Annotated in this window: 17 protein-coding genes; 3 read left to right on the forward strand and 14 right to left on the reverse strand. The window is 72.3% G+C overall.

Annotated features, from left to right (window positions below):
• The first annotated feature begins 126 nt into the window (after positions 1–126).
• A complete protein-coding gene (locus HPT28_RS11180) occupies positions 127–1,992 on the forward strand; it encodes an endonuclease/exonuclease/phosphatase family protein (protein ID WP_219090871.1) in 1,866 nt (621 codons plus the stop codon).
• A gap of 13 nt (positions 1,993–2,005) precedes the next feature.
• Here the strand turns inward: HPT28_RS11180 and HPT28_RS11185 are convergent, their stop codons facing one another.
• From HPT28_RS11185 to HPT28_RS11240, 12 genes are all read right to left on the reverse strand, one after another.
• Positions 2,006–2,809, reverse strand: a complete 804-nt coding sequence (locus tag HPT28_RS11185) for an EI24 domain-containing protein (RefSeq protein WP_219090872.1) — start codon at positions 2,807–2,809, stop codon at positions 2,006–2,008.
• A gap of 207 nt (positions 2,810–3,016) precedes the next feature.
• Positions 3,017–4,006, reverse strand: coding sequence for a 2,3,4,5-tetrahydropyridine-2,6-dicarboxylate N-succinyltransferase (dapD, locus tag HPT28_RS11190; protein WP_219090873.1), 990 nt, complete (start codon positions 4,004–4,006; stop codon positions 3,017–3,019).
• 85 nt (positions 4,007–4,091) lie between these two features.
• Positions 4,092–5,045, reverse strand: coding sequence for an NAD(P)/FAD-dependent oxidoreductase (locus tag HPT28_RS11195; protein ID WP_219090874.1), 954 nt, complete (start codon positions 5,043–5,045; stop codon positions 4,092–4,094).
• Positions 5,046–5,121: 76 nt separating this feature from the next.
• On the reverse strand, positions 5,122–5,442 hold the full coding sequence (locus tag HPT28_RS11200) for a multidrug efflux SMR transporter (protein WP_219090875.1): 321 nt from the start codon (positions 5,440–5,442) through the stop codon (positions 5,122–5,124).
• A 128-nt stretch (positions 5,443–5,570) separates the two neighbouring features.
• The gene (locus HPT28_RS11205; RefSeq protein WP_219090876.1) at positions 5,571–5,912 is read right to left on the reverse strand and encodes a metal-sulfur cluster assembly factor; all 342 of its coding nucleotides are present in this window, start codon (positions 5,910–5,912) and stop codon (positions 5,571–5,573) included.
• Positions 5,909–6,376, reverse strand: a complete 468-nt coding sequence (gene sufU, locus HPT28_RS11210; protein WP_219090877.1) for a Fe-S cluster assembly sulfur transfer protein SufU — start codon at positions 6,374–6,376, stop codon at positions 5,909–5,911. Before sufU ends, HPT28_RS11205 begins: the two co-directional genes overlap by 4 nt.
• A 14-nt stretch (positions 6,377–6,390) precedes the next feature.
• Positions 6,391–7,647, reverse strand: coding sequence for a cysteine desulfurase (locus tag HPT28_RS11215; protein ID WP_219090878.1), 1,257 nt, complete (start codon positions 7,645–7,647; stop codon positions 6,391–6,393).
• Complete coding sequence (sufC, locus tag HPT28_RS11220) at positions 7,644–8,408, reverse strand: Fe-S cluster assembly ATPase SufC (RefSeq protein WP_219090879.1); 765 nt, start codon at positions 8,406–8,408, stop codon at positions 7,644–7,646. Before sufC ends, HPT28_RS11215 begins: the two co-directional genes overlap by 4 nt.
• A gap of 6 nt (positions 8,409–8,414) precedes the next feature.
• The gene (locus HPT28_RS11225) at positions 8,415–8,747 is read right to left on the reverse strand and encodes a non-heme iron oxygenase ferredoxin subunit (protein WP_219090880.1); all 333 of its coding nucleotides are present in this window, start codon (positions 8,745–8,747) and stop codon (positions 8,415–8,417) included.
• The gene (gene sufD / locus HPT28_RS11230; RefSeq protein ID WP_219090881.1) at positions 8,744–9,916 is read right to left on the reverse strand and encodes a Fe-S cluster assembly protein SufD; all 1,173 of its coding nucleotides are present in this window, start codon (positions 9,914–9,916) and stop codon (positions 8,744–8,746) included. Before sufD ends, HPT28_RS11225 begins: the two co-directional genes overlap by 4 nt.
• Positions 9,917–10,096: 180 nt before the next feature.
• On the reverse strand, positions 10,097–11,518 hold the full coding sequence (sufB, locus tag HPT28_RS11235) for a Fe-S cluster assembly protein SufB (protein WP_219090882.1): 1,422 nt from the start codon (positions 11,516–11,518) through the stop codon (positions 10,097–10,099).
• On the reverse strand, positions 11,515–12,345 hold the full coding sequence (locus HPT28_RS11240) for a helix-turn-helix transcriptional regulator (protein ID WP_374226953.1): 831 nt from the start codon (positions 12,343–12,345) through the stop codon (positions 11,515–11,517). Before HPT28_RS11240 ends, sufB begins: the two co-directional genes overlap by 4 nt.
• A gap of 159 nt (positions 12,346–12,504) precedes the next feature.
• Between HPT28_RS11240 and HPT28_RS11245 the strand changes: the two genes are divergently transcribed.
• Both HPT28_RS11245 and HPT28_RS11250 read left to right on the forward strand, forming a co-directional pair.
• Positions 12,505–13,431 carry an ABC transporter ATP-binding protein gene (locus HPT28_RS11245; protein ID WP_219090883.1) on the forward strand — a complete coding sequence of 309 codons (927 nt, stop codon included), beginning with the start codon at positions 12,505–12,507 and terminating at the stop codon, positions 13,429–13,431.
• A gap of 44 nt (positions 13,432–13,475) precedes the next feature.
• Positions 13,476–14,198, forward strand: coding sequence for an ABC transporter permease (locus HPT28_RS11250; protein WP_219090918.1), 723 nt, complete (start codon positions 13,476–13,478; stop codon positions 14,196–14,198).
• 8 nt (positions 14,199–14,206) lie between these two features.
• Here the strand turns inward: HPT28_RS11250 and HPT28_RS11255 are convergent, their stop codons facing one another.
• Complete coding sequence (locus tag HPT28_RS11255; RefSeq protein ID WP_219090884.1) at positions 14,207–14,407, reverse strand: hypothetical protein; 201 nt, start codon at positions 14,405–14,407, stop codon at positions 14,207–14,209.
• A gap of 76 nt (positions 14,408–14,483) precedes the next feature.
• On the reverse strand, positions 14,484–17,384 hold the full coding sequence (locus HPT28_RS11260; RefSeq protein WP_219090885.1) for a type 2 lanthipeptide synthetase LanM family protein: 2,901 nt from the start codon (positions 17,382–17,384) through the stop codon (positions 14,484–14,486).
• Positions 17,385–17,527 lie beyond the last annotated feature (143 nt).

The raw sequence follows: 17,527 nt of genomic DNA on the forward strand, positions 1-17,527 counted from the left end.
CCGATCCGTCCCCCGCGGGCAACCTGGCATGCCTTGACACGGGCCGCGCGCTGAGCGACTTTTACGCGCGTAGAAGTTCCCCTCACAGACCCCTTGTCGCACCACTCCGTCCCGGAGGGACCGCACGTGACCACTCGACAGATATCCAGGCCCGGTGCCGCGTTGGCCGCGCTCACCGTCGCGGCCGTGACGTCCACGCTGCTCGCCGTCGACGCCTCGGCCGCCGACCCGGCCGGGGCCGCCGCCACGGCGGGCACGGCCGGCACCGCCGACGTCCGTATCCACGACATCCAGGGCGATTCCCGGGTCAGCCCGCTGGCCGGGCAACGGGTCAGCCACGTGCCCGGGATCGTGACCGGCGTGCGCCCCTACGGCTCACGCGGCTTCTGGTTCCAGGACGCCGACGGGGACGGGAACCCCGCCACCAGCGAGGGTGTCTTCGTCTACACCGGCCGGACGCCGACCGTGGAACCGGGGGACGTCGTGCGCGTCAGCGGCCGCGTCGGCGAGTACACCTACGGGGGCCGGGGCTCCGGCAACCAGTCGGTGACGCAACTCTCCGGCGCCGAGGTCACCGTCGTGTCCTCCGGGGCCGAGCTGCCCGCGCCGACGGTGCTGGACGCGGACGCCGTGCCCGAGCGGTACGCGCCGCGCGGTACCGGCTCCGACGGTTCCATCGACGAACTGCCCCTGCGGCCCGAGCGGTACGCGCTGGACCGTTACGAGTCGCTCGAAGGCATGAACGTGCGGGTGGACGACGCCCGCGTGGTCGGGCCGAGTTCCCGCTACCACGACCTGTGGGTCACCGTGGAGCCGGAGCAGAACCCGACGCACCGGGGCGGCACCCGCTACGCGGGCTACGAGGAGCAGAACTCCGGGCGTTTGAAGATCACTTCGCTCACGCCCGTCTCCCAGCTGCCTTTCCCCCAGGCCGACACCGGTGACGTCCTGGGCTCCGCCGAGGGCCCGCTCGACTACGACCAGTACGGCGGCTACCTGCTCGCCGCCCGCGACCTGGGCCAGGTGCGGGACGCCGGTCTGCGCCCGGAGGCCACCCGCGCCCAGCGCCGCGGCGAACTGGCCGTGGCCACCTACAACGTGGAGAACCTGGACCCGGGCGACGACCGGGCCAAGTTCGACCGGCTCGCCGAGGGCATCGTGCACAACCTGGCCGCCCCCGACGTCATCGCGCTGGAGGAGATCCAGGACGACTCGGGCCCCGAGGACGACGGCACCGTCACGGCCGACGAGACGCTGCGCCTGCTCACCGACGCCATCGCGGCGGCGGGCGGCCCACGGTACGCGTGGCGCGGCATCGCGCCGCAGGACAAGCAGGACGGCGGCCAGCCCGGGGGCAACATCCGCAACGTGTTCCTCTTCAACCCCGAGCGGGTCTCGTTCGTCGACCGCGGCGAGGGCGACGCCACCAGCGCGACGGAGGTCGTCAAGCGTCGCGGCAGGGCGTCGCTGACCCTCTCCCCCGGTCGCGTCGACCCGCTGAACTCCGCCTGGGAGGACAGTCGCAAGCCGCTCGCCGGGGAGTTCCGCTTCCGCGGCCGGACGGTCATCGTCGTCGCGAACCACTTCGCGTCCAAGGGCGGGGACCAGGCGCTGCACTCGCGCTTCCAGCCGCCGAACCGTTCCTCCGAGGAGCAGCGGCTGGCCCAGGCCCGCTCGGTGAACGCGTTCGTCAAGGACGTGCTGGCCGTGCAGAAGAAGGCGAACGTCGTCGTCCTCGGGGACATCAACGACTTCGAGTTCTCACCGGTCACCGACACCCTGACCGAGGGCGGCGTCCTGTCCAGCGCGGTGTACTCCCTGCCCGCCGCGGACCGCTACACCTACGTCTTCCAGGGCAACGCACAGGTGTTGGACCAGACGCTGGTCTCCCCCGGCATCCGCCGGTACGACTACGACATCGTCCACACCAACGCCGAGTTCTCCGACCAGATCAGCGACCACGACCCGCAGGTCCTGCGCTTCCGGCCGTAGCGGGCGCCGCACTCTAGCGGTACGGCCCGAGCGTCCGGGTCCGGTCGTCCTCCGGGACGCCGGCCCCGGGCCCGGGCCAGGTCTCGTCGTACAGCTCCCGCACCAGCAGGGCGGCCCCCGCGACCGCGCCGGGCATCAGGAAGACGGCGACGAAGGGCACCAGGAACGCGGCGGCCAGCGGCACGCCGAAGCCCAGGGCGAGGCGGAGACGCCCCCGCACCAGCCGCATCCGCTCGCGCACCGGCACCTCGCGGCGCTGGAGGGCCACCGAGGACAGTTCCACGGTGAGGAAGAAGCCGGAGACCGCCAGGCCGGCCAGGGGGACGACGGTCTGCCCGAGGAAGGGCACGAACCCGAGCAGGAGCAGCGGCGCCGCGAAGAGCAGGGCCCACATCAGGACGTACAGGCTGTCGCAGGCGGAGCGCCACAACCCTCGCCACAGGGGCTCGTCGGGCGCGCTCGGGCAGCCGCCCTCGCACTCCTCCACCTTCTCCGAGAGCTTCTCGTAGAACGGGTCGCCGATCAGCAGGGTGACCGCGGTGAAGCTCAGGACGGCGAGCATGAGCCCGCCCGCAAAAACCAGTACGGCCACGGAGACCCGCAGCAGCGTGCGCCAGGCGGGATCCCAGTCGTCGGCGAAGGGGGTCGCCCAGGCGGCGAGGTCCCCGGCGAAGAGGCCCAGAAGGACCAGGGCCGCCGCGTACAGGACGAGGGCGATCGCGGCCGGGATCAGCCCGAAGCCGTACCACCGCCCGTGGCCGGCCACCCAGCGCTGACCCCGGCCCAGGCAGCGCAGCCCCGTTGCGAGATCACTCATGCGGCCAGCGTAGCGGTGCGCCCGAGCGGCCTCGGCGGCGTGCCCGAGCGGGGTCCGGGCGGCCCGTACGGGTCTCGTACCGGCCCTGGAACAGTCACGGAACGCGCGAACGCCGTGCGCCCGGGAGCGTCCCCGTCGCGCACGGCGTTCCGGCGTCCGGCGTCCGGCGTTCCGCGTCCGGCCGACGCGTTGGGCGGCCGGAAGCGCCTAGTTGTGGCTGTGCAGCGCCTCGTTCAGCCCGCCCCACGAACCGCTGCGGGGCAGGGCCTCCACCGCACCGGTGGTGGAGTTGCGGCGGAACAGCAGGTTCGTCACGCCCGAGAGCTCCAGCGCCTTGACGACCTGGCCGTCCGGCAGGGTGACGCGGGTGCCGGCCGTGACGTAGAGCCCGGCCTCCACGACGCAGTCGTCGCCCAGGGAGATGCCGATGCCGGCCTCGGCGCCCAGCAGGCAGCGCTGTCCGATGGAGATGGTCTGCTTGCCGCCGCCGGAGAGGGTGCCCATGATCGAGGCGCCGCCACCGATGTCCGAGCCGTCGCCGACGACGACGCCGGCGCTGATGCGGCCCTCCACCATCGAGGTGCCCAGGGTACCGGCGTTGAAGTTGACGAAGCCCTCGTGCATGACGGTCGTGCCCTCGGCCAGGTGGGCGCCGAGCCGGACGCGGTCCGCGTCACCGATGCGCACGCCCCCCGGCATGACGTAGTCCGTCATGCGCGGGAACTTGTCGACGCTGGTGACGTTGAGCTGGCGCCCCTCGGCCCGGGCGGCGAGGCGCACGTCCTCCAGCCGGTCCACCGGAACGGGGCCGAGGGAGGTCCAGGCGACGTTGGCGAGCAGGCCGAAGACGCCGTCCAGGTTGATGCCGTGGGGCTTGGCCAGGCGGTGGCTGATGAGGTGCAGCCGCAGGTAGGCGTCGTGGGCGTCGGCGGGCTTCGCGTCCAGGGAGTCGAGGACGGTGCGGACGGCGACGATCTCCACGCCCCGCAGCGGGTCCGGGCCCAGGGCGCGGGGGGCGGCCTCGCCCAGCAGCTCGGCCGCCTGCTCGGCGGAGAGCCGCTCGGTTCCGGCCGGGCCGGGCTCGGCGGCCAGCTCGGGGCGGGGGAACCAGGTGTCGAGGACGGTGCCGTCGGCGGTGACGGTGGCGAGCCCGGCGGCTACGGCGCCGGTGGTGCTGGTGGTGGCTGCATCGGTCATGTGGAAAACCTAACGTCACGGGGAGCCCGCCCGCGAACCGGTCTCGCACAGTGGCCTCCGGGTCGCGGACGGACTCCTGCCGGCCTCACCGACGGGCTTCGACCGCCCGGCGGGTCTCCTCGGCGATGAGGTCGGCGTTGATCTGGGCCGCCGCCGTCGTGCCCGCCGCGGCGGCGGGGCCGACCTGGGCGGAGGGGTCGGTCACGTTGCCCGCGGCCCACACACCGGGGACGTCGGTGCGGCCCGCGGCGTCGACGGGGAGATGCTCACCGGCGCCCGAGGGGTGCGGCACCGGCTTCAGGCCCAGCCCGGAGAGGAACCCGGCGCGGGCCACCATCCGCGGGGCCACGACCAGCGCCGCGCGCCGGACCACCGTGCCGTCGCTCAGCCGCACGCCCGTCATCCGGCCGTTGCCGACCCGCACGGAGGCCACCTCGCCGTGGACCACGGGGATGCCGCGGGCCGCCAGCTTCTCGGCGTCCTCGCCCTCCGGCGGGGGCATGGTGTGGGCGAAGTACGTCACGTCCTCGCTCCACTGACGCAGCAGCAGCGCCTGGTGCACGGACAGCGGGCCGGAGGCGAGCACGCCGATGGGCTGGTCGCGCACCTCCCAGCCGTGGCAGTACGGGCAGTGGAGCACATCGTGCCCCCACCGCTCGCGCAGGCCCGGCACCTCGGGCAGCTCGTCGACGAGCCCGCTGGCCACGAGCACCCGGCGCGCCCGGACGGACGCCCCGTCGGCGAGCGCGACCCGGAACCCGTCCTCCTCCCGGACGACGGCGATGGCCTCGCCGGAGAACACCTGGCCGCCGTAGCGCCGGACCTCCTCCCGGCCTCGGGCCAGCAGCTCGCCCGGCGGCATCCCCTCCCTGCCCAGCAGCCCGTGCACCCCTTCGGCGGGGGCGTTGCGCGGGGCGCCGGCGTCGATCACCAGCACGGAGCGCCGGGCCCTGGCCAGGGTCAGCGCCCCGCTCAGTCCGGCCGCTCCGCCGCCGAGCACCACCACGTCGTACCCGCTGTTCCTCAGCGTGTCGGTCATCGTGACCACCTCCGCGACCGACGATGCGAGCAACGCCCCCGAATCAGCAAACATCGTTGCCGATTCCGCAACAACGTCAGTGCGCGCCGCCGAGATTCAGTACGAGGACGCCCGCGATGACGAGGAGGATGCCGGAGATCCGCGCGAGGGTCACCGGCTCGTTGATGAAGACCATGCCGATGACGGCGATCGCGGCGGTGCCCACCCCGGACCAGATGGCGTAGGCGGTGCCGACGGACATCGTCTTGAGCGCCTGCGCCAGCAGCACGAAGGCGATGAGGTAGCCGACGCCGGTGCCCAGCGTCGGCCAGAGCCGGGTGAATCCGTCGCTGTATTTCATGGAGGTCGTGGCCAGCACCTCGGCCAGGATGGCCGCCCCGAGCATCGCGTACACCATGCCGATGATCGTACGCGCGCCCTCGGCCCACCCGGTGCGGCCGGGAAACGGCCCGGGAACACGACGGCGCCCCGGCCGGTAGGGCCGGGGCGCCGTCGCGGACCGTCGGGTGGAGATCCGAGACGGTCTCAGACGTTGAAGCCGAGGGCGCGGAGCTGCTCGCGGCCGTCGTCGGTGATCTTGTCCGGACCCCACGGCGGCATCCAGACCCAGTTGATCTTGAGTTCCTTGACGATGCCCTCGGTGGCCGACTTCGCCTGGTCCTCGATGACGTCGGTCAGCGGGCAGGCCGCGGAGGTCAGCGTCATGTCGATGGTGGCGGTGTTGTCGTCGGCCACGTGAACGCCGTAGACCAGTCCGAGGTTGACGACGTCGATGCCCAGCTCGGGGTCGACGACGTCCATCATGGCCTCGCGGACCTCTTCCTCGTTGGCCGGGGTGGCCGCGTCGGCGGTGGTCGTCTCGGTCATGCCGTCTTCTCCTTCGCGGGGGAGTCGCCCAGCGCCTGGGCGGTCGCGTCCTTCCAGGCCATCCAGCTCAGCAGCGCGCACTTCACCCGGGCCGGGTACTTCGAGACCCCGGCGAAGGCGACCGCGTCCTCCAGCACGTCTTCCATGGCGTCGTCGGGCGTGATCTGGCCCTTGGACTGCATCAGCTCCAGGAACGTCTCCTGGACGCGCCGCGCCTCGGCCAGCGTCTTGCCGACCAGCAGCTCGTTCAGCACGGAGGCGCTGGCCTGGCTGATGGAGCAGCCCTGCCCCTCGTAGCTGACGTCGGCGACCGTCTCGCCGTCGTAGCGCACCCGCAGCGTGATCTCGTCCCCGCAGGTCGGGTTGACGTGGTGCACCTCGGCGTCGCCGTCGCGCAGCCCGCGCCCGTGCGGGTTCTTGTAGTGGTCCAGGATCACGTCCTGGTACATGGAGTCCAGCTTCACGAGTCAGGCCACCCTCATCCGAAGAAGTTCCGTACGTACTCCAGCCCCTCGACCAGGGCGTCCACCTCGGCCGGTGTGGAGTACAGATAGAACGACGCTCGTGTGGTCGCAGGAATTCCGTAGCGCAGGCACACCGGGCGGGCGCAGTGGTGACCGACGCGCACGGCGATACCCTGCTCGTCGAGCACCTGGCCGACATCGTGCGGGTGGATGTCCCCCAGCACGAAGGAGATCGCCGCGCCCCGGTCCTCGGCCGTGGTGGGGCCGATGATCCGCAGGTCGGGGACTTCCTGGAGCCGCCGCACCGCGTACTCGGTGATCGCGTGCTCGTGCCGGGCGATGTTCTCCATGCCGATGCCGGAGAGGTAGTCGACCGCCGCGCCGAGGCCGACGGCCTGGGCGATGGGCGGCGTCCCGGCCTCGAACTTGTGCGGGGCCGGCGCGTAGGTGGAGGAGTGCATCGAGACCGTCTCGATCATCTCGCCGCCACCGAGGAACGGCGGCAGGTCCTCCAGCAGCTCCTGGCGGCCCCACAGCACGCCGATACCCGTCGGGCCGCACATCTTGTGCCCGGTGAAGGCGACGAAGTCGGCCTGTATCGCCTGCACGTCCAACACCATGTGCGGCGCGGCCTGGGAGGCGTCGACGACGACGAGCGCGCCGACCTCCTGGGCCCGGCGGACGATGTCCTCCACCGGGTTGACCGTGCCCATGATGTTGGAGACCAGGGTGAAGGAGACGACCTTGGTCTTCTCCGTGATGATCTCGTCGATGTTCGAGAGGTCGAGCCGGCCGTCGTCGGTCAGCCCGAACCACTTCAGCTTCGCCCCCGTGCGCTGGCCGAGCAGCTGCCACGGCACGATGTTGGAGTGGTGCTCCATCTCCGTGATGACGATCTCGGTGTCCTGGTCCACCCGGTAGGGCTCGTCCGCCCAGCCGAGCATGTTCGCCACCAGGTTCAGCGACTCCGAGGCGTTCTTGGTGAAGATCACCTCGTCACGGCTGGGCGCGTTGACGAAGGCGGCGACCTTGTCACGCGCGCCCTCGTAGAGCGCCGTGGCCTCCTCGGCGAGGACGTGGACACCACGGTGGACGTTGGCGTTGTGCCGCTCGTAGTAGGTGGTCAGCGCGTCGAGCACCTGACGCGGCTTCTGCGAGGTCGCCGCGTTGTCCAGGTACACGACCCGCTTGCCGTCGTGGATCTGGCGGTCCAGGACGGGGAAGTCCTTGCGAATCGCCTCGGTGTCGAGGAGGCCCGGCAGGTTTGTCACGAAGTCGTGCCACCCTTCACGTACTGCTCGTAGCCCTCCGCCTCCAGCTTGTCGGCCAGCTCGGGCCCGCCGGACTCGACGATACGGCCCTTGGCGAAGACGTGGACGTGGTCGGGCTTGATGTAGCGGAGGATACGCGTGTAGTGGGTGATCAGCAGCGTGCCGACGTCACCGCCCTCGCGCACCCGGTTCACGCCCTCGGAGACGACGCGCAGGGCGTCGACGTCCAGACCGGAGTCGGTCTCGTCGAGGATCGCGATCTTCGGCTTCAGCAGTTCGAGCTGAAGGATCTCGTGGCGCTTCTTCTCACCGCCGGAGAAGCCCTCGTTGACGTTGCGCTCGGCGAAGGCCGGGTCCATGGAGAGCCGCTCCATGGCCTCCTTGACCTCCTTCACCCAGGTGCGCAGCTTGGGCGCCTCGCCGCGGGTGGCGGTGGCGGCGGTGCGCAGGAAGTTGGAGACGGAGACGCCGGGGACCTCGACCGGGTACTGCATGGCGAGGAAGACACCGGCGCGGGCGCGCTCGTCGACGGACATCTCCAGCACGTCCTCACCGTCGAGGGTGACGGCGCCGCCGGTGATCGTGTACTTGGGGTGACCCGCCAGGGAGTAGGCGAGCGTCGACTTGCCGGAGCCGTTGGGGCCCATGATGGCGTGCGTCTCGCCCTGCTTCACGGTCAGGTCGACACCGCGCAGGATCTCTTTGGGCCCGCTGTCGGTCTCGGCGGAAACGTGCAGGTCGCGAATCTCAAGGGTGGCCATGGGGCTTCAGGACTCCTGGGTGACGGAGACGTACACGGCCGCGTCCGGGCCGTCTCCTTCGATCTTTACGGGGTACACGGGGACGGGTCGCGTGGCGGGCAGACCCGAGGGCTTTCCGGTGCGCAGGTCGAAGCTGGAGCCGTGCAGCCAGCACTCGATGGCGCAGTCCTCCACCTCGCCCTCGGAGAGCGAGACGTTCGCGTGCGAGCAGATGTCGTTGATCGCGAACACCTCGCCCTCGGTGTGCACGAGCGAGACGGGGACGCCGTCGATCTCCACCCGCTTCGGGGTGTCCTCCTCCAGCTCGCCCAGGCTCGCGACTTTGACGTATGCGCTCATGCCACCGACGCTTCCAGCTCTTCGTCGATCTTCGCGAGCAGCCGCTCCTGCAGGTCGGGCAGACCGATCTGCTGGACCAGCTCGGCGAAGAAGCCACGCACGACCAGGCGGCGGGCCTCGTCGGCCGGGATACCGCGCGCCATGAGGTAGAAGAGCTGCTCGTCCTCGAAGCGGCCGGTGGCCGAGGCGTGGCCGGCACCCGCGATCTCGCCGGTCTCGATCTCCAGGTTCGGCACCGAGTCGACCCGCGCGCCGTCGGTCAGGACGAGGTTGCGGTTCAGCTCGTAGGTGTCGGTGCCCTCGGCGACCTTGCGGATCAGCACGTCGCCGATCCACACGGCGTGCGCGTCCTTCCCCTGCAGCGCGCCCTTGTAGGCGACGTTGCTGCGGCAGTGCGGCGCGTCGTGGTCGACGAAGAGGCGGTGCTCCTGGTGCTGCCCGTTGTCGGTGAAGTACAGGCCGTACAGCTCGGCCTCGCCGCCGGGGCCCGCGTAGGTGACGCGCGGGTGCAGCCGCACCACGTCACCGCCGAAGGTCACGACGACGGACTTGAAGCTGGCGTCCCGGCCGACGAGCGCGTTGTGCTGCGAGCAGTGCACCGCGGTGTCGGCCCAGTCCTGCACGGAGACGACGGTCAGCTTGGCGTTGTCGCCGAGGACGAACTCCACGTTGGCCGCGCGCACGGCGTCACCGGTGTGGTCGATGACGATGACCGCCTCGGCGAACGCGCCCAGCTCGAAGACGGTGTGGCCGTAGGACACGCCGCCCTCGCCATGCAGGCCGACCCGGATGGGCTCGGTCAGCACGGCCTCCTTGGGGACGGTGACCACGGTGGCCTTCTCGAAGGCGCTGTAGGCCTGCGCGGCCACCCGGTCCACCGGCTTGCCCGCCCGGCCGAGCCGGGCGTCGTCCCGCCCGACGGCCTCGATGGTGACGACGTCGGGCGCCGACACCTCGGCCTTGAGGACACCGGAGGCCTGGGCGCTGCCGTCGTGCAGCCCGCGCAGCCGCTCCAGCGGGGTGAAGCGCCACTCCTCCTCGCGGCCGTGCGGCACGGGGAAGTCCGCCACGTCGAACGAGGGCGGTGCGCTCATCCGGGTGGCGACGGTGGACTCGGCGGCCACCGCGATGGCGGTGTTGCCCGCCGGGTTTGTCTGGGCGTCAGCCATGGCTGTCGTACTGCTCGCTTTCTGCTCTCAAATGTGTTCGCTCGCCTCGGGCGCTTGGCCCGGTGTCGACGGTCGACCGTGCTCGGGCCCTCGTTCCCTCGGGCCCTCCGCGCGCTCTTCCCTCGACACCGGAGCGCCCTCCGGCTCGCTCACGTCGCGGGGTTGCCGGAGGGGGCGGCGTCAGCCGACCGCGCCCTCCATCTGCAGCTCGATCAGCCGGTTCAGCTCCAGGGCGTACTCCATGGGCAGCTCCTTGGCGATCGGCTCGACGAAGCCGCGCACGATCATCGCCATGGCCTCGTCCTCGGCCATGCCCCGGCTCATCAGGTAGAAGAGCTGGTCGTCGCTGACCTTCGAGACCGTCGCCTCGTGGCCCATCGTCACGTCGTCCTCGCGGACGTCGACGTAGGGGTAGGTGTCGGAACGGGAGATCGTGTCCACCAGCAGCGCGTCGCACAGCACGTTGGACTTGGAGTTCTCCGCACCCTCGGCGATCTCGATCAGACCGCGGTAGGAGGTGCGGCCACCGCTCCGGGCCACCGACTTGGAGACGATGTTGGAGGAGGTGTTCGGCGCCATGTGGACCATCTTGGCCCCGGCGTCCTGGTGCTGGCCCTCGCCGGCGAAGGCGACGGACAGCGTTTCGCCCTTGGCGTGCTCGCCCATCAGGTAGACGGCCGGGTACTTCATCGTGACCTTGGAGCCCAGGTTGCCGTCGACCCACTCCATGGTCGCGCCCTCGTAGGCCACGGCGCGCTTGGTCACCAGGTTGTAGACGTTGTTCGACCAGTTCTGGATCGTCGTGTAGCGGCAGCGGCCGCCCTTCTTGACGATGATCTCCACGACGGCCGAGTGCAGCGAGTCGGAGTTGTAGATCGGCGCGGTGCAGCCCTCGACGTAGTGCACGTAGGCGTTCTCGTCGACGATGATCAGCGTCCGCTCGAACTGGCCCATGTTCTCGGTGTTGATCCGGAAGTAGGCCTGCAGCGGGATGTCGACGTGCACGCCCGGCGGCACGTAGATGAAGGAGCCACCCGACCACACGGCCGTGTTCAGCGCGGCGAACTTGTTGTCACCGGCCGGGATGACCGTGCCGAAGTGCTCCTGGAAGATCTCCGGGTGCTCGCGCAGCGCGGTGTCGGTGTCCAGGAACAGGACGCCCTGCGCCTCCAGGTCCTCGCGGATCTGGTGGTAGACGACCTCCGACTCGTACTGCGCGGCGACGCCGGCGACGAGGCGCTGCTTCTCGGCCTCCGGGATGCCCAGCTTGTCGTAGGTGTTCTTGATGTCCTCCGGCAGGTCCTCCCAGGACTGGGCCTGCTTCTCGGTGGACCGCACGAAGTACTTGATGTTGTCGAAGTCGATGCCCGACAGGTCCGAGCCCCAGTTCGGCATGGGCTTCTTCTCGAAGAGCTTCAGGCCCTTCAGACGGAGCTTGAGCATCCACTCCGGCTCGGACTTCTTCGCGGAGATGTCGCGCACGACCTCCTCGGACAGGCCGCGCTTGGCCGCGGCTCCGGCCGCGTCGCTGTCGGCCCAGCCGTACTCGTAGTTGCCCAGACCCTCCAGCTCGGGGTGGGCAGTCTCCGTGGGGAGCGTCATGCGGGGTTCCTCCCGGCGGTGCTTGCAGAAGCAGTTGCGTTTGCGGTGTTCTCTGAGGTCAGCGCGGGCCCGTCTGCTCGCGGGACGAAGGTGGTGCACACCCCGTCGCCGTGCGCGATGGTGGCCAGGCGCTGCACGTGGGTGCCGAGCAGGCGGGAGAAGACCTCGGTCTCCGCCTCGCACAGCTGCGGGAACCGCTCGGCGGCGTGCGCCACCGGGCAGTGGTGCTGGCAGAGCTGCTCACCCCCGGGGCCGCGCCCGGGAGTGCCCTCGGCCGGAGCCGGAGCGCTGCGTGCGGTAGCAGCGTACCCGTCCTCCGACAGCGCCTCGGCCAGCACACGCGTGCGGTCCTCGGGCGCGGAGCCCGCCAGCCGCTCGCGATAGCGGTCGGCCTGGGCGTTCGCCCGGGCCCGGGCGAACGCCGCGACGGCGGCCTCGCCCTTCTCCCCGCCGCCGGCCATCCGCGCTATCCAGCGCATGGCGTCGACGGCGAGCTCGTCGTAGGCCTGGTCGAAGGCGTCCCGGCCGCAGTCGGTGAGCGCGAAGACCTTGGCCGGACGGCCGCGGCCCCGGCTGCCGTAGACCCGCTGGGCGCGGGCCTCGACGGTGCCCTCCGACACCAGGGTGTCCAGATGGCGGCGGACGGCCGCCTGCGTCAGCTCCAGACGCTCGGCCAGCTCCGCCGCGGTGGACGGGCCGTGGTCGAGAATGGACCGCGCCACGCGATTACGGGTGCCGTGCTGTTCGTCCAGCGCGACGTGCACACCCGAAACCGCGGGGGCCACCAGCGGCTCCCGCGTCGTGCGTGCGTCTCCCGTGTTTTTCACAACGCCATTGTTGCGTAATTCCGCGAAGCCGGGCAAGCCTGGTCTGTGACCTGCGGCAATGGGCTGCATCACGTAAGGCAAGCCTTACCCGCGCCGCCCCGCCGACGGCGCGGACACCCGGGGCCCGAGCCGCGGGCGGGGGTTCCTAGACTGGCCGGTATGCACGAGAAGGCGGCCGTCGAGGTCGCGGGGCTGGTCAAACGGTACGGCCGGACGACGGCCGTGGACGGCGTGGACCTCACCGTCGAGCACGGCACCGTCATGGCGGTCCTCGGGCCGAACGGCGCGGGGAAGACGACCACCGTCGAGATCTGCGAGGGCTACCGCCGGCCGGACGCCGGCGAGGTGCGGGTCCTCGGTCTGGACCCCGTCGCGGACGGCGCGGCACTGCGGCCCCGGATCGGGGTGATGCTCCAGAGCGGCGGCGTCTACCCCGGGGTGCGGGCCGAGGAGATGCTGCGCCACATGGCCGCCCTGCACGCCCACCCGCTGGACGTGGCGGCGCTGGTCGAGCGGCTGGGCCTCGGCTCCTGCGGGCGCACCCCCTACCGGCGGCTCTCCGGCGGCCAGCAACAGCGGCTCGCCCTGGCCATGGCCGTCGTCGGCCGTCCCGAACTGGTCTTCCTCGACGAGCCGACCGCGGGCCTCGACCCGCAGGCCCGCCGCGCCACCTGGGACCTGGTGCGCGAGCTGCGCGCCGACGGCGTGGGCTGCGTGCTCACCACGCACTTCATGGACGAGGCCGAGGAACTGGCCGACGCCGTGACGATCATCGACGCCGGCCAGGTCATCGCCCACGGCACGCCCGAGGAGCTGTGCCGCGGCGGCGCCGAGAACAGCCTGCGTTTCAGCGGCAGGCCCGGCCTCGACCTCGGCTCGCTGCTCAAGGCGCTGCCCCCGGAGAGCGCCGCCGTCGAGGTGACGCCCGGCGCGTACCGCATCCAGGGCACCGTGGACCCCCAGCTCATCGCGACGGTCACCTCCTGGTGCGCGCAGAACGGCGTCCTGCCCGACCGCATCGCCGTCGAGCGCCGCACCCTGGAGGACGTTTTCTTGGATCTGACCGGTAAGGAGCTGCGCTCGTGAACGGGGCCTACGCACCGGCGCCCAAAGCGGCGCCCGCCGGGCGGATGGTCGCCGCGCAGGCAGCCCTGGAGCTGCGCATGATGCTGCGCCACGGTGAGCAGTTGCTGCTCACCGTGGTCATCCCGACGCTGCTGCTCGTGCTGTTCAGCGCGGTGGACGTGGTGGAGCTGCCCGTCGACGGCGGCGAGCGGGTCGACTTCGTCGCACCGGGTGTGCTCGCGCTCGCCGTCCTCTCCACGGCCTTCACCGGGCAGGCGATCGCGACGGGCTTCGAGCGCCGCTACGGCGTGCTCAAGCGGCTCGGTGCCTCGCCACTCCCCCGCTGGGGTTTGCTGACGGCGAAGACCCTCGCCGTCGTGGGCGTGGAGCTGCTCCAGGTGGCCCTGCTGAGCGCGGTGGCCCTCGGGCTCGGCTGGTCGCCGCAGGGCAACTGGGCCGTCGTGGCGCTGCTGCTCGTCGTCGGCACGGCGGCGTTCAGCGGCCTCGGGCTGCTGATGGCCGGCACGCTGCGGGCGGAGGCGACGCTCGCGGCGGCGAACCTCGTGTTCGTCCTGCTGCTGCTCGGCGGCGGGGTGGTCGTGCCGCTGGAGCGGTTCCCCGAGGCGGCGCAGGGCGTGCTGGACGTGCTGCCCGTGACCGCGCTCTCGGACGGCCTGCGCGACGTCCTCCAGCACGGCGCCGGCGTTCCCTGGGGTGACCTCGGCATCCTCACCGCGTGGGCGGCGGTCGCCCTGACCGCCGCCGCACGCTTCTTCCGCTGGGAGTGAGCGCCGCCTCAGTTCGGTTCGCTGACCGAGGTGATCGCACCGACGAAGGTCGCCTCGTCGGGCCGTCTGGGTGAGTAGCCGGCCAGCGCGGCGGCACGGGCTCCGACCGGGGTGCGGGAGAAGGGCCTGAGGCTGCCCGCAGGGCGTGCGACGCCGTCCTCGGTGGCCGAAGGGATGCGGGCGGTGTGGACGCTGCTCTCCGTGGACAAGGTTCTCTCCTTCTGTCGTTGCCGGACCGGAACGGCTGTCCCGGCCGTGTGTCGGGCCTGGTCGTGCGCGGGCGGCTCAGACCGTGGCCGCCCGGCGCGCCCCCAGCGGGGGGAGCGGGGGGACGTGCTCGGGGAAGCCGTGGCGGAGGAGTGCGTACCCGATGCCGGCCAGCCCGGTCAGGAGTCCCGGAGTCGGCACGGCGGCCGGGGTACCGCAGCGGGGGCCCTGGTGTTCGAGCGCCCCGAGCAGGAGCTGGCAGCGGCGTTCGAGGAGGGCGGCGGCCTCGGGGCGGCCCGTGGCCGCGGCGGCGGCGATGCCGCTGAGGACGCCCGTCTCACCGTGGCACAGTGTCGAGTCGCGCAGGGGGCCCGTCTCCCGCAGGGCGGTCAGGGCCGCCTCGACGACGCCGGGGTTCCGGGGGGCCAGCAGCGGGTGGGACCACAGGGCGAGCCGCCCGGCGAGGCCGGAGCACCAGCCGACGTCGTCCCCGTCGGCGGGCAGGCCGATGGGGCCGCCGCGCAGGGCCGTCGCCCGGCCGACCTCCGCCGCCGCGGGGGCGTCGCAGGTCTCCGCCAGGCGCAGCAGCGCCCAGGCCGCCCCGGCCGAGCCGAAGAGGAACCCGGTGTCGTCGGCGGGCGCGGTGCCGCGCAGCCGGTCGGTCAGGGAGTCCCCCAGCCGCAGCGCCGTCCCGCGGGCGGTGGCAGAGCCGGTCTCGGCGTGGACGGCGAGCAGCGCGACCACGCCGCCGGCGAGGCCGTCGTGCAGGGCGAGGGGGCCCTCGGGGTCGGCGGCCAGCCCCGTCGCGGCGACGGCGTGGCCAAGGGCGCCGCGCAGCCCGGCGTCGTCCAGGAGGGTGGACAGGCGGGCCAGGACGTAGGTGATGCCGCCCACGCCGGCGAAGGCACCGCAGCCGACGGCGCGGGCCAGCTCCGGGTCGGCGGCGAACCGCTCGACGAGGCCGGGCAGGGGGCGCACGGCCCGGGCGGCGAGCTCGCTGTAGCGGTCGGTGCCGGTGAGCCGGCCGAGCTCGGCGAGGAAGAGCGCGACCCCGCTGTAGCCGGTGGCCAGGCCCGCGCCCATCGGCATGACCTTCCAGTACAGCTCGTCCAGAGCCTCCAGGCCGAGCCAGTTGGCGCGGGAGCCGTCGACGGCGGCGCGGGCGACCAGACTGTCGGCCAGGGCCCGGGCGGCGGTGAGGAAGCGCTGCGGGTCGGCCTCCTCCGCCGGGGGACGGCAGGGGGCGGGCGGCCGGGAGCGGTGCTCGACGGGTGCGTTGCGGCTGGCGAGGGTGGCGGTGATCAGCCACTCCTGGGTCTGGCGGTCCACTTCGCCGAGGGCGCCGATCTTCGCCGCGGCCTGGTCGAGGCCGCTGGCGTCCAGCGCGTTCCGCAGCACACGGCCGCCAAAGGCGTGCAGGTCGGTGTCGCCGGGGCGGCTGTGGAAGACGGGGACGTCGTCGTTCCCCAGCTCGGCGATCTCCTGATCGGTCAGCTGCGTCAGGGGCGGCGGCAGCGGCTCCTCGTGCAGCCGGGCGAAGAGTTCCGCGCGGTCGGCCGCGTCGTGCAGCACGTCCGGGTGGGTGGCCTCGTCGAGCAGCTTGGCGTAGACCTGGGTGTTCCGCAGCAGGACGCGCGCGTCGTCGTCGGCGAATGCCCGCAGCAGCCCGTCGCTGCCGAGGAGTTCGGACCGGTGGGCGGCAAGGGCCCCGTAGGCCGCGCGGAAGCCGCCGAGGAAGGACGCCGTGTGCTGGGCCGGGTCGGCGTAGCGGTCGCCGACGCGTGGGCGGTTGGCGCTGCCGGGGAACAGCGCCGTGCGCCGGACCAGGTGCATCGTGTCGGTCCCGGCGTCGGCCCAGGCGACGGTGTCCCGGGGCAGGAGGGAGTTCTTGTCGCCGCCCATCCCGGAGATGTCGAGCGCGCCGTGCTCGCCGAAGATCATGCGGGGGAGCAGAGCCGTGCGCTCCACCGACGCGGCGAGGGCTCCGGCGGCCGGGCAGGAGCCGGTCGTCGCGACGGGGGTGAACACCGGCTGGAAGAGCGTCTCGATGTCCACGAGGACGGGCTGGTCGCCGGCGGCGACGATGTTCTCGTGGTGGATGTCGGTGGCGTTGACCGCGAAGAGCAGGGCGAGGAGGGCTCCCTGACGGCGGTAGAAGACATCGAATCCGGCCATTTCGGCGCAGGGGGTGTGCTCGATGAACTCCATCCACCCGTAGCCGTCTCCGGGCAGGCACTCCGGGGCCCGCAGACCCAGCTGGGGCACCCGGCCGTTGAACCAGCGCAGCAGCGCCGTGAAGTGGACGTGCAGGTCGAGCGAGCGCGGCTTGTACACCACGGACCGGCCGTCGGCGAAGTGCAGGCGGCTGACGGACCGGCCGCCGCGGTGCCGGTCGCCGAGGCCGCGTTCGACGAGGATCAGCGGGCTGGGCTCGCCGGGCAGCAGCCGGGCCGCGAGGGCGTGCCGGTCGGCGGTCAGGCGGCGCAGCAGTTCGGCGTAGGCGGCCGTGGTCTGGTCGGTGGCCTGGGTCACCAGGCCGGCGAGCACGGGGTGGGTGGCGAACAGGTCGGTCAGCGCGCCGGGTCGGGACATCGAGCGGACGAAGTCGACGAAGCGCTCCCGGCTCGTCCGTCCGGTGAGCCGCTGCTCCCGGCGGGCGCGGTGCAGCTCCACGACCATCGTGCGGGCCGTCAGCCGGGCGAGCCGGCCGGTGAGTTCCGCTCCGGCTCCCGCGGCCACGGCGTCGGCGTCGATCCTGGCGCGGCGGCCCAGGCCCCAGGCGGCCTCCCGCACCTCGGCGACGGCGGCACGCACCAGGGGCAGCAGGGGCACGGCCAGCGCCTCGACGTCGTGTCCCACGGCCGCCTCGTCGACGTGGGGGGGCTGCTCGGCGAGTACGCGCAGCCGCCGGGCCACCGCCTCGTCGGGCGGCGACGTGATGACGGTCCGCCTCTCGGCGGTCGCGGTCAGCTCTGTCACGGTGACGATCCAAGCACCGCGGAGGCGGTCCCCGCATGGGTAACGGTCCCCCAGATTCCCGTGGAGCCGACCCACTCGGGGTGTGGCCGGTACGTGACCTGGGACGGCGGCGTCATCCTGGCAGCGGGGAGGAACGTCGAACT

It is taken from the genome of Streptomyces sp. JJ38 (genome assembly GCF_019303475.1).
In the GTDB taxonomy this organism is placed as follows: Bacteria; Actinomycetota; Actinomycetes; order Streptomycetales; family Streptomycetaceae; genus Streptomyces.